18 protein-coding genes and 1 rRNA gene are annotated in these 26221 nt (G+C 30.3%); 8 read left to right on the top strand and 11 right to left on the bottom strand.

The window, feature by feature from the left end; genetic code table 4:
- The first annotated feature begins 33 nt into the window (after positions 1-33).
- Both ACWXVV_RS00910 and rsmA read left to right on the top strand, forming a co-directional pair.
- The gene (locus ACWXVV_RS00910; protein WP_438341471.1) at positions 34-804 is read left to right on the top strand and encodes a TatD family hydrolase; all 771 of its coding nucleotides are present in this window, start codon (positions 34-36) and stop codon (positions 802-804) included.
- Entirely contained in the window at positions 794-1573 is a 780-nt protein-coding gene (gene rsmA / locus ACWXVV_RS00905; protein WP_455984569.1) for a 16S rRNA (adenine(1518)-N(6)/adenine(1519)-N(6))-dimethyltransferase RsmA, read from the top strand. The genes ACWXVV_RS00910 and rsmA overlap by 11 nt, the downstream gene beginning before the upstream one ends.
- 30 nt (positions 1574-1603) lie before the next feature.
- Here rsmA and ACWXVV_RS00900 read toward each other — a convergent pair whose 3' ends face one another.
- The 9 genes from ACWXVV_RS00900 to trpS form a co-directional block, all read right to left on the bottom strand.
- A complete protein-coding gene (locus ACWXVV_RS00900) occupies positions 1604-2635 on the bottom strand; it encodes an endonuclease (RefSeq protein ID WP_455984570.1) in 1032 nt (343 codons plus the stop codon).
- 131 nt (positions 2636-2766) lie between these two features.
- Positions 2767-5664, bottom strand: coding sequence for an endonuclease (locus ACWXVV_RS00895; RefSeq protein WP_455967672.1), 2898 nt, complete (start codon positions 5662-5664; stop codon positions 2767-2769).
- A gap of 165 nt (positions 5665-5829) precedes the next feature.
- Complete coding sequence (locus ACWXVV_RS00890) at positions 5830-6831, bottom strand: nicotinate phosphoribosyltransferase (RefSeq protein ID WP_438341475.1); 1002 nt, start codon at positions 6829-6831, stop codon at positions 5830-5832.
- Between the two features lie 82 nt (positions 6832-6913).
- Positions 6914-7696, bottom strand: coding sequence for a hypothetical protein (locus tag ACWXVV_RS00885; protein WP_438341476.1), 783 nt, complete (start codon positions 7694-7696; stop codon positions 6914-6916).
- A gap of 148 nt (positions 7697-7844) precedes the next feature.
- Positions 7845-11840 (bottom strand): hypothetical protein, encoded by a 3996-nt coding sequence (locus tag ACWXVV_RS00880; protein WP_455984571.1) that lies wholly within the window; start codon positions 11838-11840, stop codon positions 7845-7847.
- Between the two features lie 115 nt (positions 11841-11955).
- Positions 11956-12060, bottom strand: a 5S ribosomal RNA gene (gene rrf / locus ACWXVV_RS00875).
- 41 nt (positions 12061-12101) lie between these two features.
- Positions 12102-12590 (bottom strand): hypothetical protein, encoded by a 489-nt coding sequence (locus ACWXVV_RS00870; RefSeq protein WP_455967670.1) that lies wholly within the window; start codon positions 12588-12590, stop codon positions 12102-12104.
- Position 12591: 1 nt separating this feature from the next.
- Positions 12592-14343: a threonine--tRNA ligase gene (gene thrS / locus ACWXVV_RS00865; RefSeq protein ID WP_455967669.1), complete on the bottom strand. Its 1752-nt coding sequence runs from the start codon at positions 14341-14343 to the stop codon at positions 12592-12594.
- Position 14344: 1 nt separating this feature from the next.
- Positions 14345-15334, bottom strand: a complete 990-nt coding sequence (gene trpS / locus ACWXVV_RS00860) for a tryptophan--tRNA ligase (RefSeq protein WP_438341480.1) — start codon at positions 15332-15334, stop codon at positions 14345-14347.
- Between the two features lie 167 nt (positions 15335-15501).
- Here trpS and ACWXVV_RS00855 point away from each other — a divergent pair, with 167 nt between their 5' ends.
- From ACWXVV_RS00855 to ACWXVV_RS00840, 4 genes are read left to right on the top strand one after another with little or no spacing between them, the layout of a single operon-like run.
- Positions 15502-15870, top strand: coding sequence for a hypothetical protein (locus ACWXVV_RS00855; protein WP_438341481.1), 369 nt, complete (start codon positions 15502-15504; stop codon positions 15868-15870).
- Positions 15860-19276 carry an AAA domain-containing protein gene (locus ACWXVV_RS00850; protein ID WP_455984572.1) on the top strand — a complete coding sequence of 1139 codons (3417 nt, stop codon included), beginning with the start codon at positions 15860-15862 and terminating at the stop codon, positions 19274-19276. The genes ACWXVV_RS00855 and ACWXVV_RS00850 overlap by 11 nt, the downstream gene beginning before the upstream one ends.
- The gene (locus ACWXVV_RS00845) at positions 19269-20066 is read left to right on the top strand and encodes a hypothetical protein (RefSeq protein WP_455984573.1); all 798 of its coding nucleotides are present in this window, start codon (positions 19269-19271) and stop codon (positions 20064-20066) included. The genes ACWXVV_RS00850 and ACWXVV_RS00845 overlap by 8 nt, the downstream gene beginning before the upstream one ends.
- Positions 20050-20433, top strand: coding sequence for a hypothetical protein (locus ACWXVV_RS00840; protein ID WP_455984574.1), 384 nt, complete (start codon positions 20050-20052; stop codon positions 20431-20433). The genes ACWXVV_RS00845 and ACWXVV_RS00840 overlap by 17 nt, the downstream gene beginning before the upstream one ends.
- Positions 20434-20505: 72 nt before the next feature.
- On the opposite strand, the gene ACWXVV_RS00835 is transcribed toward ACWXVV_RS00840, so the two are convergent.
- A complete protein-coding gene (locus ACWXVV_RS00835) occupies positions 20506-21684 on the bottom strand; it encodes a hypothetical protein (RefSeq protein WP_455984575.1) in 1179 nt (392 codons plus the stop codon).
- Between the two features lie 2 nt (positions 21685-21686).
- Positions 21687-23255: an N-6 DNA methylase gene (locus ACWXVV_RS00830; RefSeq protein WP_455984576.1), complete on the bottom strand. Its 1569-nt coding sequence runs from the start codon at positions 23253-23255 to the stop codon at positions 21687-21689.
- A gap of 963 nt (positions 23256-24218) precedes the next feature.
- On the opposite strand from ACWXVV_RS00830, the gene ACWXVV_RS00825 reads away from it, so the two are divergent.
- Both ACWXVV_RS00825 and ACWXVV_RS00820 read left to right on the top strand, forming a co-directional pair.
- The gene (locus ACWXVV_RS00825) at positions 24219-24497 is read left to right on the top strand and encodes a hypothetical protein (protein ID WP_456012450.1); all 279 of its coding nucleotides are present in this window, start codon (positions 24219-24221) and stop codon (positions 24495-24497) included.
- Between the two features lie 939 nt (positions 24498-25436).
- A complete protein-coding gene (locus ACWXVV_RS00820; protein WP_455984578.1) occupies positions 25437-26189 on the top strand; it encodes a hypothetical protein in 753 nt (250 codons plus the stop codon).
- Positions 26190-26221: the final 32 nt, after the last annotated feature.

Here is a 26221-nt window from a genome sequence, read left to right as displayed (position 1 = left end):
AATTTTATTACAATTTGTAATAAAGGAGTTGACATGAAATACTTTGATGTCCATACACACCCATTTTTAGAATATTATGAGGATCCAGAGCAAGTAATTTCTTCGTGATTTAAAGAAAATATGAAATTAATGTTTTTTGTAGGAGTAGATGAACCTAGTTCAAAAGAAGTTGTGAAAATGATAGAAAAATTTGACAATCTTTGAGGCATAATCGGCATTCATCCAAACGAGTCACATGGTGCAATTGATGGTGAAATTATCGAAAAACTTTTAACTAAAAAAATTATTGCAATTGGTGAAATCGGTCTAGATTATCACTATGACAACACTCCATCAAAAGAAATACAATTAGAGTCTTTAAAAAGTCAGGTTGAAGTTGCGAGAAAACACAATTTGGTTGTTATGTTGCACATCCGCGATGCTATGGAAGATGCCATCCAATTTGTGTCCCAAGAGCAATATAAGGATTTAACTTTTGTGTTTCATTCGTACAGTGGAAATGCAGAAGAAACAGAAAAATTATTGAGACTAAACAATGTATATTTTTCAATTTCTGGAGTAGTAACTTTCAAAAATGCCAAGTCACTACAAGAAGCAGTAAAAATGATACCAATAGACAGAATTTTTACTGAAACTGACACACCTTATCTTGCACCAACTCCAATGCGCGGTAAAGATAACATTAGTCCTTACGTTATGTATACAACTAAATTTATAGCTGCTATGAAAAATGTGAGTGAAACCACCTTACTAAAACAAATTGAAGAAAATATAGAGAAAGTTTTTAAAGTACATGCAAGTTAAAGCAAAAAAATCATTAGGGCAAAATTTTTTAATTGATAACAACATAATCCAAAAAATAGTAAATGCTGTTGATCTTAAAGATAAACAAGTCATAGAAATTGGTCCAGGTCAAGGCGCAATTACTGAATTAATTGTAAAAAAGGCAGCAAGGTTGACTGCTTTTGAAATTGACAAGGACATGATAGAAATTCTACAAAACAAAATAAATGATGATAACTTTATTCTCAAACATGAAGATTTTTTAAAAGCTAATCTTGAACAAATAGGAAACAATAATATCTTGGTTGCTAACATCCCTTATTACATAACTTCTGATATTTTGTTTAAAGTTTTCGAGAATGTTGAAAAATTCGAAAAAGCAATTATTATGATGCAAAAAGACGTAGTATTAAGGATCACTGCAAATCCAGGTTCAAGTGAGTATTCAAAACTTAGTGTTTGCTGTCAATATTTATCAAAGGTAACAAAACTTTTTGATGTCTCACCCACTTGTTTTGTTCCTGCACCAAAAGTGTTTTCGAGTGTCGTGGAATTTGATTTCAATAAAATTGACTGAGAAAAGACTGAACCATTTTTCGATTTTGTTAAAAAATCGTTTGCTTTTAGAAGAAAAACACTTCTTAACAACTTAATGATTTATTATGATAAAAACAAAATAATTGCAGCGATAGAGAAAAATAATTACAAATTGACAGTTCGCCCACAAGAAATTAACGTGTCAGATTATGAATCTCTATATCTAGAGTTAACTAAAAAAGAGACTAGCTAAAACATAATAGCTGGCCTCTTTTTTTAGTTTTTAATTAAGTTCTTTAAGTATTCCTTGTACGTCAATTGATACTTTGTCTTTGTTTGCTTCAATAAACAAGTTTGCTAGTGAAGGGTAGTCGATAAATGGATTTCTAATTGCGTTCCCATTAACTTCGTATGTTGTATTATTTATGTCTACATCAAATTTATCAACTGGATCAGACTTAGATCATTTAACCATTAATTTCAAATAATCTTCAGTAAAGAATGGGTAAACATTGTCTTCTCTAAATACCTTAATTCCATTTTTTTCTTTGTCGACTGTTTTAGTTAATTTACTGTATGAAACCACTGTATATAGGTAAATTCTAGCAATGTCACCTTTAAAAGCATCAATGGGTTCGAAGACTGTGTTACCATTTTTATCTTTTCCTAATTTAGATCCATTTCTAAAAGTTTTGATAACTGTAACAACTTCACCATAAGGATAGTTTGCTCTGTCTTTATTTACTTCAATATCTGTAGGTCAAACCATGTTGAAATCATAGACTAGTGGGGCTTGTCTATTGAATCATGATTGTGGAATTGTGTGCTCACGATTAAATCCTAAACCTTCACTACCGCCAGTACTGTGATCTTTGAAATTTAGTGGGTATTCATAAGGGTCTGAACCTGTTGGGTTTTCTGAATAAATATCTAATAATGTATTATCTTTTTCATAATACTTGTCAACAAAAATCTTTGCAACCTTGTCTCAAGTAACAACTTGGCTTATAGTCTTGTTCGCAGGTAAATTTTTAGTCTTTTCTTCCTGTAAAGTGATTAATGCGTTTAGAAGGCTTTCACCACTTTTATCTTTTAGTGAGTCGTAATAGTCACTTGCAGCATATGTTGGTTTAAGACCTTGAGTTAAAAAAGAATCCATTTCTACTTTTGGAGTAGTTTCGGGATTTTTAACTGGAGTTTTATCAGTCTCTGGATTTTTATTAACACATGAAATTGTAACAGCGGTCACTAAAGCAGTTAGTGAAGTCAATGCTAATGAACTAATAAAAACTTTGAATTTATTTACTTTTTTCATATCATCCTTAAACAAAATTTAGTATGTACCTTTCAAAATAAGGGCACTATTTAATTATATAGAGCAGTATGTGAAAATCAACAAAAAAATGAGTAAAAACTACTCATTTTGTGTGCTTTTTCAGTCTTCTATTATTTGACGTCTATTGCTGTTCCTTTATTTTCAAATTTAATACCTTCTGCATTGGTGAAAATTTTTGCCAACTCAGGATAATCGATGAAAGGATTTCTAGTTGTGTTAGTAACATCATAAGTTCTTTGGTTTCTAATGACGTCAAACTTGTCAACAGGATCCATAGCAGCTCATCTAGTCATCATTTCTAGATAATCTTTTTGGAAGAAAGGGAACTGGTCAGTGAATACACTAGCACCGTGACCGTTTGTTTTGTTTAGTGAACTATATGAAACTACTGCATAGAAATAGATTCTTGCAATATCACCTTTAAAAGCATCAATAGGTTCAAAAACTGTTCTTCCTTTACTGTCTTTTCCAAATTTAGTTCCATTTTTTGATATATATTTAACGTCTTTTACTTCACCATAAATGAAATTGCTTCTCATAGCATTTAAGTATGTATCTGAAGGTCATACTTGTTGATAATCTGCTGCTAACTTATTTGACTCACCGAATCACGATTTAGGAATTGTGTGTTCTCTATTTCATCCACCAGCTTCGCCTTTAGACCCAACTCCACTACTTAATACATACTTGTATGCGTCTGCCCCTGTTGGATTTTCTGAATAAATGTCAATTATCGACTTGTCGTCATCAAACATTGTGTCGCTGAAAATTTTTGCTAAATTTGGTCTTGTAATGGCCTTTTTTCAAATAACATTAGGCATTTTATCTCTAATAATATCGCTTTGCAATTTTATTAAGTTGCTTACTAAATTTTGTCCTGCTAATCCATTTAATGATTTATAGTACTCATCTTTATTGTTATAGACTAAGGTACCACCTAGTAATGAAGGTTTATTTTCAACAGAAAGGCCGTTTTCGGTGTTTGTGTTTTCTTCAGTTGGTAATGTGTTATTTGTATCTTCTTCCTTAGATTCTTCTTTAGGATATGCATACTCAGGCAGATTTGTTAAATCAAATGTTGATTTTAACACTTTTTCACCAATTAAAGGTTTTTGTTTTCTTCCATTATATTGAGCTGCTTTGTATTCAAGAGTAGCAATATTACCTTCTAATGTATAGTCAATTGTTGCTTTTGGAGAATTCTTTTTACCAATAGAATCAATTGCGTTAGCAATTTGATATTTTGTATCTTTTGGTTTATTTACAAATTCAAGAACTCCATATTTTTCTTTTGAATTATTTCAGTCAGGTTGTTCATTTTGAGGAATAGCTAAAATTACTTGTGCTACGTAATCATAACGAAGTGTGTAGCCTTCTTTTAGTGCTTTAACAAAATATTCTTTTTTGTCTTTAATGATTCTTAAACCGTCTTCTTCTAGACTTTTTTGATAATCAAAGAAGTTTTCAATTGCCATTAATTGTTTTGGAGTTTCTTTTGTTTCTTCCTTATTTTCTTCTTCATTTACAACTGGTTTTTCAGGTTGTGGTTTTTCTTGTTCATTGCTTGTTTTGGTTTCTAAATTGAAAGTAGTTGTTCATTGTTCAGGACTAACTTGTGCAATTTGGTTTTTAGCATCATAAAGCACGACTTTGTAAGTTAATATCAATTTGTTATCTTTTATTTCATATTTAATGATGCTGTTTGGTTTTCCGTTGCTCTGTAATGGAGAATCGCTATTTACATACTGAATATTAGTAACACTTGGTTTTTTGTTCAGTGTTAAATATGTTTTATTTTCTTTTCTTCAATCAACTCATCCATTAGGAGCGAACACTATTCTTTGTTCTTTAAAATCGTAACGTAGGGCAGCATGTTCATTACTTTGAAGTCCTTGAATTAATTCTTGTTTTGTTTCTTCATTAACGAATTCGAAAACGTTATTTAAGTCTTCTTTTTGATATTCTTCAAATCCTGCATGAATTACTTCATTTTTATCATTGTCTGGTCGGGGAACTGGTTGAGGTTGTTTAGGTTCTTCGGGTTTTGTTTCCGGTTTTACAACATTGTCGCTTTCACTTAAAACGAAACTGTTCGAAATTTCAATGTTAGATAAAATTAATTTATCTTTGTGTTGCAAAGCGATAGTGAATTTGATTGTTAAGACATTTTCATTGATAACTGCACCAATGTTGTCAGTCATTTTTTCAGCAGTTGAATCAGTTCCAACTATTTTAACATCTTTAAAAAGATCTACATATAATGGATTTACAATCAAAACCTTATTGGTTTCTTCTTGTTCATCAGTCAATGTATCATTTTCATTGTCCTTGTAATAAATTGATTGTGTTTTTGAGTTGTAGTGTAATTTTTTTTCTTGATTTACTTTTTGAATCAATAGCTTTTCTTTATTTTCTTCTATTTGGAAAGCCTTAGTGTTTAGCAATATTTCCTCAAGTGATTTTAACGCTATATCAATATCATCTTCTGTTATGTAATCCAGTAGATTAATAGGAGTTGTGTAAATTTCCACTGAAACTGTATTGTTTAAATTGTTTTTTGCTCGATATTTAAAGGTTACAGTTTTTGTATCAACATCAAAGTCGTACAAGATTTTGTTACTGTCGTCCGTCGAGCTGATGATTGTGAAATTTGAATTTGAAGGTAGTAGCTCAGATTTTAGAGAAATAGATAATATTGATTGATTATTATCTACGAAGTCAATTGTGTGTGTTTGTGGATTATATATAGCTTGTTTGTTTCTACTTAAAGCTTCAGTGAATGATTTAATATCCTCTTTTTTTAATTTAAAAGCATTATTTAATTTGCTTCTTCATTCCTCAAAGGCCTGAGTATTATTGGTATCATTGTCGTTAGACTGTCCTAGCTTTGGAGTTGGGTTTGCAATTTCATTATTACATTGAGCCGCAACAAAAGGCATAGCTAATGTTGAAGTTCCCAACAATACACCTAAGATTTTAAAAAGCCTAGTTTTGCTCGTTTTTTTCATTTTCTCTTTCCTTTTTTTAATAAAAAAATAACGGCAAAAATGCCGTCATTAGTGGGTTTGGATTACTAAAAACACAATGGCACACTTGGCCACGAAGGTTCTGCAATTTACAAACTTTTGTGTGTTTTTTTCTTTCATTTCCATAAAAATTATAATCCAAAGGATTTACTTTCTCAAGCGAAAAGTTTTTAACTTTGGATTGGGATTATATCCCCTTCCTGCCTTTGCTATCAACTCTTCATTCAATTTTGTTGCATCCGCACTGAAATTTACTCATATTTTAAGTAGTGAAGCACCCACTCCGTACCCGTCCACTGGAGCGTTTTGAGACTCAAATTCAGCAATCTTTTGAACATTAAATCCACTTGAAACATATATTTTTACGTGCTGTCCATTGTTTTTGTCCAAGGCTTCACGAAGTCTTTTAATTTGATTAACAGTTACTCCATATTCTTGCTCGTTATCTTGAAACATTTTATCTTTCATATTTTTTGACGTGTCGACACGTACTGCAAATAATTTTTTACCAAATACTTTTAAGACCTTTAGACTATCAGTTATAACATCATTGTGAAAATCCACAAGAGCAACTAAATTATCATTTGGATAAAGTTCAGTATAGTACTGACAAGCTTTTACTAAATCACCCTTAGACATTTGAATTAAAGCATGTGGCATTGATCCAAACACTTTTGATTTTTTTGATACCGCGCTTGCTTTTGTTGCATGGTTATATATTCCACCTATTTCTATAGCTTTAGCATCTGAACGAATATTACGGTAGTGATCAGCTCTGTCGGCCATAGAAATTACTATTTTTTCTCCTGCTGCTTTTTTAACTCGATAAGCATTAGTTGCAATTGAGCTTTGTCTAGCTAAAATTCCATCGATAATTCCTTCATAAAGTCCGAATTCATGATAAGGTCCAATCAGTTCTAGGACAACTTCCTTACTTTGTAGATGGCTTCCTTCGGGCAAATATTTGATTGCATAATTATTAATATTTGTATGTTTTTTAAGCAAATTTAGAACTTCTGTCATTCCACACAGGATTACATCGTCTTCCCTTTGAAAAAATTGCAAAGTTACAATTTGGTTATTATAAAAAGTCTTTGAAATGTTTGCTGTCTTTGAAAAATAAATGGCTGTTTTGTCTTCGAGTTTCATTTTTTTATCTTCCTAAGTAATTTATGAAAAGACCCCCTTCAAATTTGGGATCTTTTATTTTTAATAATGAGTTTGATTTGTATTAAGCAGTTGTTGTAGATTCTGTAGTTGCTGGTGCTGTTTCTGAAGGTGTTGTAGTGGCTGCTTCTGATGAAGGCTGTGATTCAGTGGTTTGTGGTTTGTAAGCACTTAAATCGATTGTTACTGAATATTCAGTTTGACCAATTTCTGGAGCAGCGTTCGGAATGAATTTAGCACCTTTAAATTTTAGTGTTAACTTGCTGTCTGTAAATTCATATGTTATTTGAGATGAGATAGCTGTTTGGTTTCTTTTATTAGTGTAGGTTGGATCTGTAGGGTTAGCAAGTTGAACATTTTGATTTAGATTTACTGATGAGTCTTCGGGTAAAACTAATACAGCATTAGCGCTCGCTTCGGTTTTTCAAACAGGCGTATCACCATCTGATCAAATAATTGATCTTGAGTTTCTTTCATATCAAAGTTTTTTGTTTGCATTTAGTTTTTCATATAGTGTTTTTCCAGCAGCTTCGTCTTTAACTTTATATCCTTTTTCTGATACATATTTACCATATTCCTCTGCAGTTGTAATATTTTCTACTGTCGGAGTTTCAACCGGAGTAGCGGGAGTATTTGAACCTTCTACTGGAGTTGCTGGTGTGGTTGCATCAGTGGATGGTGTTGCTGGAGTAGGTGTTTCAGGAGTTGGATTGGCTGGTGTTTCAGATTTTTTAGGATCTTCAGTTGTGTTCTTGCATTGAGCTGCAATAGCAGGAACTGATAATAGCGATACTGATGCTATGGCAACAGTTGAAATCAAACTTCAAAATTTTTTAGTTTTTTTCATTTAGACTTTTTTTCTCCTTGTGTTTGAATGAAGAACAACAATTCTCCATAATTAAATTATATTATATTTGCCATTTTAGTCAAAAAAGTGTGTTATTATGAGTGCTTTTTCAGTAAAAAAAACGCCCTAAATTGGGCGTTAAATACAACTAAATGGTAAATGTTAGCGAGTAACTGTTTTGTGAAGCTTCTGGATTAGACTCAGAACTCAATGCTTTAAATGATACTGTTAATTGACTGTTTGCAGCATCATAAGTTGATGAAAGATAATAGTTAGGAACTTTCTTTTTCTTTCCATTTATAGGTCTGGAATCATTTGCTAAAACATATCCTGACTGGTTTTGTTTTTCTGGTTTTAGTGACAGTAGAACGTTAGCTTTTTCTGCCTTTTTAGCAGTAGGTTTATCGCCTTCTGTGAAATATAGTGTTTGGGCATCGGGATCGTAGTGGATACTTGTTCCTTTTTCTTTTGCTAGTAATTCTTTCGCTTGGTTAAGTTTTTCAGTATCACTTGTTAGGGTGAAATCTTCACTAGTTAATGATCTAGCTCAAGTTTCGTAAGCTTGTTCATTTAAAGGAGTTTCAGTTTCAGGTGCAGTTGAAGAACCTGAAGAAGAATCATTATCTTCTGTATTAGATGAATCTTGTCCTAAATTAAATGTAAATGTATAAACTTCATCAGAAACATTGTGAGGGCCTTGTTTTCCTTTGTATTCTAATGCTTTAAATTTAATAGTTAGTACGTTGTTGGCCACTTCAGTTTCAAGTTTTCTATTAGCTTCTGTTGTGCCTTGCTCTGAATCTGGAGAAGCAAGTTGGTAACTTGTATTTGTTGGTTTATTAACTAGCTCAAAGATGGTATTTCTTGTATCAAATTTTTTACCGGTTTTGTTAACGATTGTTCCTGAACGGTAGTAGTAATATAAGTCTAATTTATTGTCTTTGATTGCTTTTTTCAGTGCATCTAACTTACCATCTTTTAATTTAAGAGCATTAATTTTTAGACTGTTTTTAAAATCATCAAATGTGTTTATCTCGATATTTTGATTTTCATTTCCTTCATTTGAAGGTTGTGTGGTGTTTGTATCTGAAGCTGGAGTTTCAGAAGATGAGGTAAGGTTGATTTCGTATGTAGTTTTTAGTTCTGAAACTTTAGGTTCTCTATCACCTGGCAACATAAGCATTGTTGTGTAGTGAATTGTTAATTTAGCGGCTTGTTGATCGTATTCATAAGTTATAAACTTGTTTGGAGAATATGTTACTTCACCAGTTTCTTTATTTGTTTTCTTAGTGTACTGTTTTGCACCGCCATTAACAACTAGATATCTATCATTAGCTGGATCTAGTTTAGTTTTTAGTTCAAGAACTGTATTGTCTGTTGCAAGAGTTCCACTATTTGGATTGTCTTTTTTGCCTACAATGAAAATACTTTGAGTGTTTTCGTTGTAGAATAATTTGCCTTCTTTTTGAAGTTCAGAAATCAAAAAATCTTTTTTGTTTTCGATCACTTGGAATCCGTTTGTAGCTCCTACAGCTCAAGTGTCGAATTCATTTGTGTCAATAGGTAGTGAAATTTTAATTCTTAAAGGTTCTTGACTCTCATCTTTATATTCTGTTCCTTCATTTTGAATATATGCATGGAATAGAATGGTTAACTCTTTAGTTTCATCATTGTATTCAGTATTTAATCATTTGTTATCAGTATCTGAATCGTTTTTGATTAAAACATTTTCAGGAAGAGCTGTTAATAAGTTAACAACATTATTTTTATCTAAAGTTGTTTGTTTTGGAGTTTTAGATGAAGATCAAGCAATTGTATTACTTGCTGCATTTAAGAAGAAGTGATATTTACGTTTTATTGCACTAGTTAGCTTTTCTTGATTAGTAATCTCAGTCTTGAAATTATCCTTATTTGAATATCAAGAAACAAAATTTCTTCATGTTTCACTTGCTTTAAATTGTTGTTCTGGATTTGGTGCTGGTTGAGGATTATTTGCATCAGGGTTTTCAGTGTTTGAACCTTGATTATCAGTATCGTTGTGTGTTGGCGGTGTTGGATTTTCAGTGTTATTATCAGTATTCGGTTGTTCTTGTTGCTCTAAGTTAACTTGAATTGTAATTGGTTGTTCAAGCTCTGCTTTGTATAGTTTATTTTCGTGTGAAATGTATGGGTAGAAAGTAATTGATACAGTCTTATTAGATTTATCATAGCTGAATGTAAGACTATCTTTTGTTTCGTCATTTGGATTTCTTAGTACAGTGTTTTCTGGGAATGTAGTTTCAAAAACAAATGATTTATTCTTAGTTCTTGTTGCTTGTGAGGGTGACACACTTGTTGATCATGAAATACTATTTTTACCACTTGTGTCTTTAGAATCGTTAAAGAATAGATTTCCTTTTGTTAGTCTTGTTTCAAGCTTTTTGTCTTTATCTTGAACTTTCACTTTGAAGTTTTCTAGATTTTGATATCAAGTTTTGAAATCATTTCATTCTTGACTTTGTTTAAAGTCTTGTTGTGAAGGTGGTGTAACTGGCTCTTCATGAACTTGTGGCAAGACCACACTTGCTTCAATTGGTTGTTCAAGCTCTGCCTTGTATTTTTTATCTCCGTCTTTAATATAAGGGTAGAATTTTAGAACTAATTTTCTTGTCTCTTGATCATAGGTGTAATCCATCAAATCACTATTTTCGTCATTAGCATTTCTTAAGACTACATTGTCTAATAGTGGAGTTACAAAAGAGAAAGTTTTATTCTTTTCTCTAGTTTGTTCAGTTGGATTAAGTTTTGTAGATCAAGAAATTGTGTTGTTTGAATCATTGAACAACAAGTGTCTTTTTTGTTTCAATCTTGATTCTAATTTATTGTCAGGATCATTGATTTGAAGATTGAAGTTTTCAGTATTTGAATATCAGTTAACAAAGTTAGTTCATGCTTCACTTTGTTTAAAAATTTGCTCTTCAGTCAATGGGGTTTTTTTATGAACAAGCCCTGGTATTTGAATCGAAGTTTGGTATGTTTTTTGGCTGACTAAAGGTGTTTGCAAGGTTTTGTAAACATATGCTTCTTTATATTTAATAGTTATTGTTTCAGTTTCGGTATCAATTGAGTAATTCAATTTAACATTTGGTAAATTAAAACTACTTACCGGTGCTTCATCATTAACTAAGATTAATTTGTCACTAATAGCTGAGTCTAACGTAAACATCGGAGCATTTGAATTTGAAGCAAAATATTGATCGTTAGGAGATCAAAATACTGTTCGATTAGTTGTGTTGAAATATAGGCTTATACCTTCAGCAAAAACTTTATTTAAAATTGTTGGATTGTTTAGTGCTAGTTTCAATTTCTCATTTGCATCAGTCAGGATTTTTTCAAATTCTTGAGTGTATTTTTGTGTGTCTAGTGCTGCTTTTTTAAGATCTTTTTTGCTTACTTCACGAATTTGTGTTTTCTTTACTAAAACAGATTCAGCACTACGGTTTTCTTCACTTAAAAGTGGTGAAGTTGCTTTGATATCACTTGGCAACTGACTCACAAGATTTTGTGCTTCAATAACGTTAGAAACTGAAGTTTTTGAAAAATTATATTCTCCGTTACCATCTAAAACCGCAACTTTAAATAGAAATGTTATGTTGTTATCATCGGTAATTTTCGCTTTAATTTCATGATTGATTTGTTTAACACCATCAACGTCGATAATTGGTAAAAAGTGATTAGCTAAATCAATTTCATCAGTTAATAAACTAGTTTTTTCGCTGTTTATACTAAGAACAATATTATTGTCATTTAGCTCATTAACTAGCAATTCTTTATTAGCAAAATAAACTGCTTGCTTTTCTTTATTTCAGAAAAATCTTTTTCCTTCGCTGATTGCGTCTGTCAAATTCTTAGTTGAAGATGAGTTGTTTAAAACAAGACTGTTTTGTAGATCTTTGGCAAGTATTTGTGCTTTATTTATTGCTCCTGTATTAGTGCTTAAAGCTGGTAGGAATTTAATACTTACTGGCTGATTATTTATTCCTGTTTCGGGGTCAATTTTCTTAGTTTTATTTACTTCTAAAACTATAAAAGGCGTAGCAATAATTGCAGTACTTGCAACAAGTCCTGCCAAAGCTAAAAGCTTTGTCTTTTTGGTTTTTTTCATTTTGTCTTTCCTTAGTTCTTTCTTCTTAAATGTTTTATCAATTTAATTATAAATTAAATTAAAAAGCAGCCCATTAAAAAGGTTGCCTTAAGTTTAAGTAAAAAAAGATAATAAAAAAAAGCGACGCCCTATTTTCCCTTGGAGGTATCGTCGGCGCTGAAGGGCTTAACTGCTGAGTTCGGAATGGGTTCAGGTGGACACCTTCGCTTTGGTCGCTATGAATATATTGTAGCACAATAAAAAGTATTTTGATAAAAATTTTTAATCTAATAAAGAACGATTTTTTCTTCTTTGTTCTTCATCGTATTGTTTCTTTGCTTTAAGTTGTTTAGTTGCTAATTTTCTATTTAGTAAAACCACTGGTGGAATTGTTAAAAATAAGACAGCAACAACTAGTAAACGGACAAATCATAAGTCATTTAGCCCGCTTGTGACTGTAAATGAGAGCATAACTAATGAAAGGGGAACAAAAAAGTTATACGCTTCAAATCCGAATCAACGAAATACTTTAATAAATAAAAAGGCAAGAAACATCAATAATACTCAGGTTCCTAGAGTAATTAGTGTTAGATGTCATCAAGTAAAGTTTTTTGAATAAGCTTCGTAAACAGTAGGAACATCTTTACCTAAAACAAAATACATAATAATGGCAGGTATAACAATGAATACCATACCAAAAAGAGCAATTCTCGCATGGTAAGAAAGGCCTAAAATTTTGGCTACACGATAAGATTCAATTTTTTTAGACATTTTATTTTAATTCTCTTTTTAATTTGGTCAAGTGATTTAGCAATTCTTCTTGTGAGTAAGTTGTAGTTTCTTGTGAACCATAAGCACGCAGGCTGACAGTTTTTTGTTCTTTTTCGTTTTGTCCTAAAATAGCAACATATTTTGCTTTTGACATTTGTGCTTCACGAATTTTCTTTTGCATTCTTTCGTTTCTTGCATCTAGTTCAACATTAAAATCGTTCAATAATAATAATTCATAAACTTCACGAGCATAATCCATTTGGTCATCACTAATAGGGACAATAACCACTTGTTTTGGACTTAATCAGAAAGGTAAAACTCCTTTAGTTTGTTCTAAAAGAATAGCCACAAATCTTTCGTAAGTACCAATTAATCCTCTGTGAATTAAAACAGGAGTAACTAAATTTTGATTTTCGTCGACATATTGCATTTCAAAACGGTTTGGTAGTAAGAAGTCTAATTGAAGAGTCGACATAGTAATGATTCTTCCAAGAGCTGTTTTAATTTGAATATCAACTTTTGGTCCATAAAATGCAGCTTCTCCTTCAAATTCTTTATATTCAACATTCAACTCTTGCAAAACTTCACGTAAATCATCTTCAGCTTTGTTTCACATTTCGTCGTTATCAAAGAATTTTTTCTTGTTTTTAGGATCTCTTAAACTTAGTGAGATGTGATCAACTTCTATATTGAAATCTTTTAGTGCTTGTAAAATCATTTTGTATAAATGTTTAAACTCGTCTTTGATTTGATCAGGACGAACAAAAATGTGTCCTTCAGTTAAATCCATTCCTCTAACTCTCTCAAGACCAGTTAAAGCTCCACTTTTTTCATAACGATATAAACGTGATTGTTCACTATAACGCATAGGTAGGTCACGATATGAACGTCTTGTCATATTAAAAAGCATAATGTGGTGTGGGCAAGTCATTGGACGTCCAATTAATTGTTCATTATCCATCTTAATAGGTTTGAACATTGTGTCTTTATAGTGAGCTCAGTGTCCTGAAATTTCATACAATTTCTTTTCGCCAAAGTGCGGGGTTAAAACTTCTCTAAAACCATAAAGTTTGTCTAGTTTTAAAACATAATCACGAATTGCATTGTGGATTTTCATTCCATCTTCAAGTCAGATTGGAAAACCTTGACCGCATAGTGGATTTAGTGTGAAAATATTTAATTCTTTTCCTATTTTACGGTGGTCTCTTTCTTTTCTTTCTTTAAGAATTTCAAGGTATTGCATTAGTTCGTTTTTTGTAGGTCAACTTGTTCCATACACACGAGTCAGCATTTTGTTTTTTGAGTCCCCTCTTCAGTAAGCGCCTGCTAGTGAAAGAAGCTTAAAGTGTTTAATCTCCTTTGTTGAATGAACATGGCCTCCAGCACACAAGTCAACAAACAAGGTTTCATTTGTTTTGGTGTTTTTCAGTGCATAAAAAGTGATTTTACGTTTCTTTTTACTGAATTCATTAAACAATTCTTGCTTGTATGGTTGATTTGAAAGATCATATTCATCTTTACTTACTTCAACCATTTCATAGTCTTGTTTTGCTAATTCTTGCATTAACTTTTCAATCTTAGTTAAATCCTCTTCAACTAGTGGTTGTTCGAAATCGAAATCATAATAAAAACCATCTTCAATTGAAGGTCCGATTGCTAGTTTTGTGTTAGGGTATAGTTTCAAAATTGCAGCTGCTAATAAGTGGCTGGTGGTGTGATTTAATTTTGATTTGTAATCATTTTTGTCATTCATTTTAGAACCCCATTTTTGTCATTAATTCATTAAGTGTTTCTTGTGCTACAGGACGAGCTTTTTGTGCTCCTTCTTGCGTTACTTTTTCTACATCACGTAGTGCTTGTTGGAAATTATTTTGGATTTTTGTTAGTAAATTTTTAACTTCTAGAGCAACCGCTTCTTTGAATTCTTTATAGTTTTTGTCCTTAAAGAATTCTTCTGCTTCTTGTAGAGTTATTGATTTTAAACTTGCATAAATATTTAGTAGATTTGTCACTCCAGGTTTTTGTTCTGAAGCATAAACTTTGTTTTCTGAATCTGTCACTGCTTTGAGAACTTTTTTGTAGGCTTGTTCCGGATCTTCAAGTAAGTAAATTGTTCCTTTTGAGCTTTTTTCACTCTTCGACATTTTCTTAGTTGGATCTTGTAAATCCTTAACTCTTGACCCCACTTTAGGAACGAAGGCATCAGGAATCTTAAGATTAGTTTTGTATTTGTTATTAATTCTTTTAGCAAGTGTTCTTGTTAGTTCGATGTGTTGAGTTTGATCTTCACCAACAGGAACGGCATCAACATTATAAAGAAGAATGTCTCCAGCCATTAAAGTTGGATACATCAGCAATCCAGTTGGAATTGTTTCAGTCCCATTACTTAATTTGACTGCTTTTTGAGCTTTATCTTTAAATTGAGTCATTCTGTTTAACTCACCCAGTGACGTTTCAGTACATAGCAGTCACTGAATCATGGCATGCTCTAGAATATCACTTTGGTAAAAAATTACTGATTTATTTGGATCTAAACCACAAGCCAAGTATAAAGCAACAACTTCTTGACGGCTTTTTGCTAATTCTTTGGCGTTGCTATCACCCATTGTTAAGGCATGTAAATCAGCAACAAAATAATAAGTTTGATAATCGTTTTGCAAGTCTATAAAATTTTTTAAAGCTCCAATGTAATTACCTAAAGTAAGCTCTCCTGTCGGCTTTATTCCACTAATTATTTTTTTCATAAAAATCCTTTGTAAATAATATTTTATATTATATTACATTTGAAAGCATTCAAAAGCACACATAGATAGAGACCAAAACTTGATTTAAATTAAATATTAATATTTAAAATGAAGCCCAAGCGTTAAATTGTTATAATTTCTTATATTTAAGCACTTTGGGGTTAAGTATGAATAAAAATAAAATTAAATATTACACATTAATTATTTGCACGCTAGGTTTAATAAAACTCAAATGAAAGAAATATCGTCAACAAGAAGTTAAAGATCGCTTGTCAACTACTGAAAAAATAGATTTTTCAATTAATGATCTTATTTTGTTTTTGGGTGGTGAGAAGAATATTTTAAATGTCGAAACATCAAACAAAAAGATTAAGATTGGTTTTAAAGTTCGCCAAGATATAGATATTGAAAAAATAAAAAAATTAGATGGAATTTCAGGTGTTGTAGCAACATCATCCTCTATAAGTTTAGTTACCGGGAATAACGCTGCTTATATTAAAAAATTAATTATGGAAAGGGTTGAAAATGTCAAATAAACACAATTACGATTTTTTGCTTACAAACCTTTTAGACATCAACAATAACGACTCTTCACTTTATTGTCAGGTTGACAATGAAAGATTTTTTGATATCTTCAAAATGAATGGTGAAAAAACTTTCGAAAAGATTTGTTCAAGAGCTGATTTTGAAATTTTATTTAATGAGTTCGGGCACAAAGATTTAATTCGTAAAGTTCAAAATGCACAAACAATTGAAGAAATTACTGACTCGTTCAAAGAATTTAATATTCCCTTACCTGAAAATGCCAATTCATTGCTGAATGGTGATTTTGAATTTGCTAAAAAAGAGTTAGTTGTCAATTTAGAAAATCGTTATCAAAAATCAATTACTAAGTGAAAAAAAATCCTTAAAAAAGCACAAGACATCAATATTGAAACAAACATCTGACCTTTGCATGTTGGATTTTTCTTTGTTGGAGTAAGAACTGAGAAAAAAGACATTTTTGCACCCTTGTTCTTCAAAGAAGTAACAATTGAAATTAAAAACTCACAAGTTTATTTAAAGAGTGCTTCGGAAATTAAAATTAACTCAAAACTTGTTGCTTTCTTGCAACAATTTGGATATTCGTTAGACACAAGTTCGTACGATTTTACTAAGAAAACCATTTATGATGTTTACAACGATTTCAGAAATTCTTGAAATAAAGTTTTCAAAATTCCTGAAAAATTTAAAGATACTATTCCAAAAATTTCTGTTGATGAATTAGATCGTAACATTGTTTTCCATGAAGGATTGATTCTAGGATTTTTCAATGTGTCAAGTGGTTACTTATGAAACCAAATGAAGAAAATTATTGAAAACGATGAGCTTGACGAAATCTTGGCAACTAAATTTAACAAAAACGAATATCGTGAAAAAATCGATGATGTTATTTTTAATAAAAACTTCAAGTTTTACAAAATTCAGAAAACAAACTTTTCACAAGACTGTGCAACCGTTAGTGCTCTATACCAAGATACAATAATTTGAGGTCCTCCAGGTACAGGGAAAAGTCAAACCATCACAAACATCATTGCTAATATTCTAGCTCGTGACAGAAGCGCTTTAGTTGTCAGTCAAAAAAGAGCAGCCCTTGAAGTGTTGAGAACAAGACTTAAAGAATTGTCTATTTTTTGTATTTTCTTGCTAAATGACAAAAATATGAAACTTGATCAATTTTATGATCCTTTAAACGACTTTTTAAACAAAATTGAGAACTTTAACTCAAATGCAAGTGAGCCATACATTGAAATTCTTACTCAGGAAGAAAAAAGATATGTTGACTATGCAAAAGAAATTCGTTCAATTCCAGATTATGAAAAAGTAGTTAATGTATATTCAGGGATGGCTAATGCCGAGATTAACGAACAAACCTTAGAGGATCTTAAAAAATTAGACCCTTATCTAAATTACAGCTTCAAATCTGACACCACTGATTACAATGAAATTGTTAAAAAACTATATGAAGTAAACAATAATAAGAAGCAAAATAAACTGCTTTCACTGATTAATATGTATCCAAAAAACATTAAGGATGCTGCTATGGTTTTAGCTTCAAATCCTAACTTACTTAAAATTAATATTAATCGTGTAGTAAAAAACATTCAAAGTGTTGATATTGATGCGTTGAAAAAGATTGATTTCTTCTACAAAATTCAGTTGCGTAACAAAACTCTTGAAGTTAACACATCGAAAGTTTTAGCAAAAATGTTAATTGAAAAAATCGTTGCTAAAATGTCTAATTTTACAAAAGAAGAAGAAAAAGAATATCGTGATTTTGCTTTAAGTGTAAGAAGTGCTAACTTAAAACCTTACAAGTTTTTCCACAAGCACAAAAACATGATCAAAAAGTTATTCCCGGTTATTGTTGCAACTCCTGATACTGATTTGTCAATGTGAACCAAAAACGAAATCGACTATGCTATTTTGGATGAGTCTAGTCAAATTTTTCTTGAAAAAGGATTGCCAATTCTTTATCTTGCAAAACGTAAGGTGTTTGCAGGAGATGACAAACAAATGCAACCCACCAAATGATTTAGTGCTTCATACACAGTTGAAGATGATGAAGATTTAGGAAGTATTGAAAGCTTATTAGATTACGCTATTGCTAGAGGAGTTTTCAAAATTCTTTTAGACAAAAACTATCGTTCAAAAAGAGCTTCTTTGATGACCTTTAGTTCGAAAATTTTCTATGATTCAAAATTGGATGTTGTTGATGATTACAAAATTGATAATGATGAACAAACAATTGAAGTTATTCAAACTGATGGATTTTGAGACAACTCACTGAACCAAAAAGAAGCAAATATCGCTATTCAAAAAGTAAGGGAAAATCTAGATAAATACAAAAAAATTATTCTGCTTGTTTTCAACGTTAAGCAACAAGAGTACATCTTTAACAAAATTTTCTCTGATTTTCCAGAGCTAGAAAGAGCTTTACAAGATGAGCGTTTGAGTTTAAAAAACATTGAAAATATCCAGGGTGATGAAGCAGACTTAGTAATTATTAGTGTTGTTTATGATGCTAACACAAACCTTTCATCAACTTATGTTGCTCGTCCTGGCGGAAAAAACGCCTTGAACGTTGCAATATCAAGAGCTAAAGAAAAAATGATTGTTATTAAATCTATTTATGCTGATGACATTAAGTTAAATGAATACTCATCTAAAGACTTGATTACCTTGCGTGAATGATTGAGATTTTTAGACTTAAGTGAAGCAAAAAAGAAAAATTACATTGAAATGGATAAAAAAGAAGATTGAACTCAAACTTCGGTTATTGATGTTAATTTGGATTTATTAAATGAAGTATATAAAACACTGAATCCACTAGTTCGTGAGTGACCTACATTGCAACTATATTTAGATTATTCAATTGGAACAAAAAAAATAGATTTAGCTATTGTTGATAATGACACAAATAGAATAATTCAAGGTTTTGTTATCGACAATTACTCATACGGTGGGAATGAAAAGGCTTATTTGAAATTCTATGATCAACTAAAATTCTTAGAATCAAAAAATTATCCAATTGTTTTAATTCATGAGATTGAATGAAAAGTAAACAAAGACATTTTTATCACAAAAGCCAGAGAAGCAATCAATAACTACTTTAAAACTCTAAAAGAAAAAGAAAAGAAAATAGACACAACAAAGACTGAAAATAGTGATCTAATCGAACAACAAAATGCATATTTTGACACGGATAAGACTGAAGATATTTTAGTTGAAGATCAAAACGAGATTGAAATTCAAAACGAAGAGTTCGCTAAGATTCAGAGTCAAGAAACAGAAACACACAATATATTTAATGAACAAAGTGAAGAGTCTAATTCAAACAGTAGCGGACAGGAGTTTTCTTTAAATCCGTTTAATGATGAAGAAGGTGGGTTAAATGTTTAAAAGAAACAATGAGCCTGAATTAGGTTTTGAAAAGAAAGAAAGTTTTTTCAAAAGATATCGCAAATTTATTCTTTGAGGAACTTTGGGAATTTGCATTATTGCAGTTGGTACATCAGCAATAGTTTTAAGAGCAAACGGCAATGAATGGAGACTTTATTCATACAAAAATAAAATTTATGATGAAAAAGAAATCAAAACTTTTTATGTAGATATCACACCTAAAGAAAATGTAGGTCAGATTTCAGCAAAAGATTTTGTTGCACAATTCAGTAAAACAAAAAAATTCGACAATAAAACGTTAAATGAATATTTTGATGTAAAACTTGCCGACCCAAAAATGGACTATGACATATTTAATTTAAGAATTAATGATTCAACAAATTCAGTGATTTTCACGGTCGGGGCAAATAATAAATTTTTTGATATTGAGCTAAAAGGCTTTGAACAAAGTGAACCAACTTTTATTAGTGATGAAAAGGCAAATTCATTCAAATTTAGTGCTGTATTTGATTTAAAAAATGAAACCTTGCAAGATGTCATCGAGAGAATTAATGGAATTCAAAACATGGAAGAAAAAGCTAATGCTTTTGTTAGCTCATTTAAAACATCGTTCTCACGAAGTGTGTCTTTCTACATTAATGGCGACATAAAGATTGAAGCAAATAATAAAATTGTTGTACCTTTAGTTTTTTGAACCATCGAATATTCAAGAAACATTGGGGCTTATATTCAAATAAATTCAAATACCATCTCCAAAGAATTAAGTTGAACGAATGAGCAAAAAAGCTAAAAAATTTAATTGAAAATTCTTCTGAGTTTTATTTGCTGTAGGAGCATTGATAGTTGTTGTTCCAATAATAACCACTGTTTCAATTATTTCTATTTCTTCTAAAAATAAAAAAGAAAAACAAACTAAAATAGAAAAACTGATCTTGCAAGCTCAGGAGATCCAGGAAAAATATCTTACTAAACTTAACACAACAAACAATTTCCCTGTAGAGTTTTTGTCAAAATTACAATTAAGTATTGAAAGAGCTGAGAAAGGACTAAAAGACTCCAATTTGAGTGAGCAAGAATTCAAAAGCCTTGTTTCAGATTTGGAAAACTCAATTCGCAACGCTAGTGCTGTTTTAAACTTGCAAAATTTTAATAAATAGATTTACTTATCAAACAAAAAACACCCGTAAAATTGGGTGTTTTTATTATTATATTTCGAATTGAAATCTGAACTAAATCCGAAGTGCAATCTTTGATTTCATGTCTCGTTTTTTATCTTCTTCAATTTTATAAACTTCTTGAAGTGTTTCAAATTCAAGTGTATCTTTAAAGCGAATTTTGATTGAAATAGTTGGCTTTAATTGCATAACACTTGCAATATTGAATTCCACAAAATTTTGCTCATCAATTTTGTAATCGTTTGATTTTACATAAAACAGTGAGTTAATTTTTAAACCACTTTTTCTATTATCAGAACCCCTTTGAACTCTAGGTTCTAACATATCAAGGTGAATTCTTACTTTACTGTCATTTACAAAAGAAGCATTTTTCGATTCCAAAACTTTTTTAAGCTCCTTATCGGTTCAAACTTTATAGCTGTTTCTTCCTGCTGGTCTGATTTCTCCCTTGATTTCTGCTCACTTTACAAGATCTTTTCTTGGGATTAAAATTAAATTTTCTTTTGAGTCTTCACCAATTAAAATTTCCACGTTTTGATTATTCATTACATGCATTGTATCGACCGCCGCTTCCAAACTTTTGTGAGAGAAGTCATTTATGTTAGATCCAGCGGAATCAAAAAAATTTAAATTTTTGTGTTCCTCAAGCATCATTGCAAAATTTGGGTGTTTTTTAATTCACTGCTCAGTTGTTACTAGATTGCCTTGTTGATCGTATTCCGGAAGATCATATTCTCCGTATTTAGCATATGGTTCTTTAAATTCAATTGTATACACATCCAACTTGTCTTCAGAATTAATAAATAGTAAACCATCAACCGATCTTGGTCCACCCGCTTGGATAAAAGTAATATCACTATAATTTGTGTAAATGTGTCTTGGCAGCATATCCAACAAATTAAGAGTGTGTTTTATCTTCATTATAAAGGGCAAACTATCGTACAAATCAGCAGTGATATATTCCAAGTCAAAAACACTAGCCAAAGTTTGTGAGTAAGCACATTCAGATAAAATTCCCGACTGCAAGTTTCGTTTAAAAGAAATAGCCTTAATTAATTCGTGATACATCGAAGGGCAAATTTCTTTTAACCTTTTTAAGATTACATCGTTTAGTTTTCCACTTCTATGCAAATTTCAGATTTGTTGTCTTAATTTTCGTGACACAACCACTTTTTGTTTTTGTAAGGAATAAAATCTTGAAGCTACTAAATTTTGTGAAGAGATTTTATTCATTTTTAATCACCTTTAAAGTAATTATTATGTAATTTATTAAAAATAGATTCATCGATTTTAATATTTAATATTTCAAGAATTTTTTTATTTATCTTGTTTCTATATTCTTTTGGGAATTTTAAATTGTGTTGCAAAGTTCCTGAATTCATTTTTGTAATTGTGTACTGATCTTCTTTTGAAGTCATTTCTAAAAACATGTTTTTAAAAAAAATCTTGTCATCTTTCGACAGTAAAGTCAAAGGTAAAGGTAACTCGTATAGTAAACTTGTTGGAAAGGTTATTGCTCCATCGAAAATTCTTCATCATCAATAAGCAAAGCTGGAATTTAATACACAGTAAACAAAATAAAAATCAAATTCGTCGTTTATTAAAAGCTGAGTTTGCCCTTTTCTTGTTAGTACTGTTCTGCTGGCAGAAGTGAAGTAGCGACACGTTGTTGGTGTATAAAGAGTAAAATCAGTTTTGCCTTTTGTTAATGTGTCTTTAATAGTAGAGCTGGATTTTGATAATCAAACATCAAAAATATCTTCAAGTTCTTTGTCTATTTTTTTAAATCTAGGATTATTTTCATCTACTACTTGATATTTTTCTGACAGCAGTTGTTGTAATGTGTCCACATTTAGCAATTCTTCTCTTTCGCTGTTTTTAAATCTTATAAGTGGTGAAATTTGAAAACCTCTAGTGCTTGCATTTTTAGAATAAATTGTTATTGCAGCACGTACTGAATTTGTCATGTTTTGGTTAAAAATACCATGCTTTTTGCCTTTGAAAATATTGCCAGGAACATTATCAAAAGAAAATATTTTTCCATTTAAAGTTGCGCTCATTAAATGTCTCAAATTATAGAACTTGGATCCCGACACGAAGCTAAAAGGGGTAATAATAACTCCGGCAAGTGATTGCAGAAAAATTTTCTCCATGAACGTAGAATATAGCTCCTTAGTCGTGAGTAGCACTTTTGTTTCTTGTCATTTTTTTGAAACTGATGTAATTTTTGAATATGGCGGATTAGAAATAACTAAAGCATTTTGGGGTAGTTTTGTGTTTTTGTCTAAAAAATCTCCATGTATTATGTTTAAGTTTTCTACTAATTGAATGCCGTATTTTGCCCCCAATATTGCTTTGCATATTTTAAGCGCCAATTTATCGCTATCAAAAAGAAAAATCTGTCTGTTTTTTATTAACTCGCAGGCTTCTTCTTTTTTTAGAGAATCCAAGAAGGTGATAATGAGTCTTCCTGTTCCGCAACCAACATCACAGATATTCTTATCTTTCCAATTTAGTTCCTTAAAGAAATTAGCAAGCAAACTCGAGACATCTTTAGGTGTGTAATATTGTCCATTCATTTTTTTGTTTTTTTTGTTTTCTATGGATAATCCATATTCATAGAAGTCAGCCACAAACTCTATATCTACTAGTTCTGTCAGTTCTATATTCCCTTGTAGTAGCTCATCGCTAAAGGTGTCTCAAACTTTTTTTAATCCATGTTTTTTAATTGTCTCTGTGTATGTTTGAATGTTTGCAAAAAGTAGCTTTAGGTCACCACCTCCATTTATTTTCAACTTGTTCATTTGCCTCTCCATATCTAAAAGTATTTTTATTCAAACAATTAAACACATTATGTAAGTGATTTTTATAAAAATCGTTTTTTGTTAGCTTTCTCTATAAATTATAAGTTATTTAAGCTTTACAGGTAATAACACTTTCTTTAGACAGTTGGCGCAAGACTTTTGTTTCACATTTTAAAAAGTGTTAATACTCTCTTTGCTTTGCTTAAAATATTCATTTTTTTACACAAGCCAGAAGTTTGGCTGAATCTTTGTTTTTATTCTGAAAATATTTTGAAATAGTGCAAGCAAAAATCTCAAGATCAATATTTTTTTGCTACCTAACTACGCCACAAATTATTATTTCGATGCCAAGACAAGGAAGAACATCGACAAAAATGATGTTTTTATAAAAACACCTTACTCAAAAATCTCTTTTTTTATGCGACGAACAACAAGGTTTTTGTGCTTTTTGATTATATACTTTGCATTGTAACCTTACGCAACTTTTATATTGCATTTTATAGGTTCTTTTAGTGATAAAGTACGAAAACCATGAGTAGTATCATAAAAAAATAGTATTGTTATTCAGTAAAATTTCTCCATAAGCACTAAAAGGTGTTTTTTTTGTAGACACTTTTTTTACTCGTCTAACAATACTTTTTTTGCGAAATACATAATTTATTTTTTGTTTGTGTATATTTCCTAAATCTTTAGTACTAATAAAGTTTTGTTAATTCAAAAAATCAGTAGTTTGTTTAAATGTAATGCCTTAACAAACTCATAAGCTAGGAATTCCGTTAAGTGTATCTTCAACACTTAATGATTTTGTCGTTTTATATAAAAGATTAGCAACAAATTTTATATAGCAAAAAAATGAAAAATTTTGTGTTTTTCAGTTTGCAAAGATTTTGAAAAACTTCAAATTTCGCTTTTTAAAAAATGAATATAATATTGGTAAGAATTAACCAACAGAAAGAAGAATGTATGAAAAAATTTAAGCTTTTAAGCACAAAAAAATACCAACTACAAATTGATTTTCCAATGCTTAATTTAATATCTACAATAGTAGCAGTTGATGATATTGAAAGTTATGAAGAAAGCACTGCCAGAATCATGAGTAATGATGTGTTTGATGTAGAAAACTTAATAAATAAATCACAGTTTGAACTCAAATTACTAGGCTTACAAAAAGTTCACGATATCAATAAGAATTGATATGTTAGAACATTGAAGAATAATACTAAAATAGATAATCTTGGTTAAATAGAGTTTAAATAAATGAATGAAAATCAAATTATCGCTGCATCAGTTCTTTCGTTTTCAAATGTTGCTCTTTGCATTATAATGCCTTTGTTTATATTGTCATCAAACAAATATAACAAGAAAAATTGAGTGCTCGAGTCAAATTTCTACGTCATAAATGTATACGTAGTATGATCAATATTTTCGTTGTTTGTTTCATGTATTATTTTTTGCTTCTTTTGTGGGTTTGCTAGGTACTATAAATTAGGTAATTTAAACACATTTATTATTTTTTTGGTCATATGATTTTTTTGTTTTATGTTCTTTTTTCTTTATATGCTTATAGTTTCCAAAATAAAATATTTGAAGAAAAACGGGCAGATTTTTGATTTTTTTGATGAAGATAAAATTTTAAATTTAGACTTCAACGAACTTCTATCAAAATATGCTAGACCAAAGTATTTGGACATAATTAAAACAAAAGTAAGTAAATATGGTTCTTGATTTAATAAAAATATTTACTCGGCATCATTTTATTTTTTGCACGCACTTTCCATGGTAGATGTGTACATGATTTTATGTTATAGGCTATTTAAGCTTGTGAATAGTAAAAAAATTTGAAACAAGGATATCAACGGTCAACAAAAAGCAGAAATTTTGATTTCGTTTGTTTGCAGTCTTTTAGAAAAACAAGAAGCCAAAAATTTTATAAAGTGTTTAAATAATGGTTCGTGTTGATAAAAAAATAAAAAATTGGATGCAAAGAACCTGTCTTTTTATTCTGATTTTTTGTTAATAAATTAGTTTATTGAAGTTTGTTTGGCATTTTTTAAATAAAGATTAGTTATGCAATCTTTATCTGTGTTAATAGATATTTATTTAATATTCTTGATATTGCTTTTTACTCTACTTAATTTTTGAATGTATAGTTTATATAGAATCATGCAAAAAGGAAGATATATGAAAAACATAAATTATGATTTAACTTTAAGTTCAAAACGAAATCTTTTGCCAGAGATCTTTTGTATAGAACTTGCTGTTTTTGGCTGTATTTTGCTTTTTGTACCTTTATTGTTACTTATCAGTAAATTTTTTCGAAAAAACAAATGAATTTCGAAGAGTGAGTATATTTCCGCTATAAGTCTTGTAATTTTTAATACTGTTCTTTTGTTTGTCTCATCTATATTAATGATTGTTTTTCATGAGCAATTGAAAAAAACAATTTTCATAGGTAATGTAAGTTGCTTTAATTTTGCTTGTATTTTTTTACCTTTTTATATTGTTAGTCTTCTTCTTTGGATTCCTATTTTACTTCAAATTAGATATTTAATAAAAAACGGACAAATTTATAAGTGTTTCGATAAAAATGAAATTTTGAATATGGATTTCAAAAAATATTTATCCTTATTTGTTAAAGATGAATATTTGAAAAAGATAGAGCATAAATTTAGTAAGTGAGCACGTTATTACACAAATTGAGAAAAAATAAATCTAAATTTTGGTTTGTATAGACGGGTATATTCGTCAATTTCAATTTATACCTATAGAGTATTGAGTTTTGTTAACAAACCAAAAATATGAAAATTAGATCTTAACGGACAAGAAAAAGCAAAAATTTTAATTTCCTTTGCTTGCAATTTCTTGGACGAAGCATATATTGAACGTTTTTTTGCTTTCCTTGATAGTCAAGTAAGTAAATCAAGAAAAAAATAAACCAAGATAAAAAAGAATAAATCCTTTCCTTG

It is taken from the genome of Mycoplasma sp. 3392 (assembly GCF_053851755.1).
This window is presented reverse-complemented; position numbering and strand designations above follow the sequence as displayed.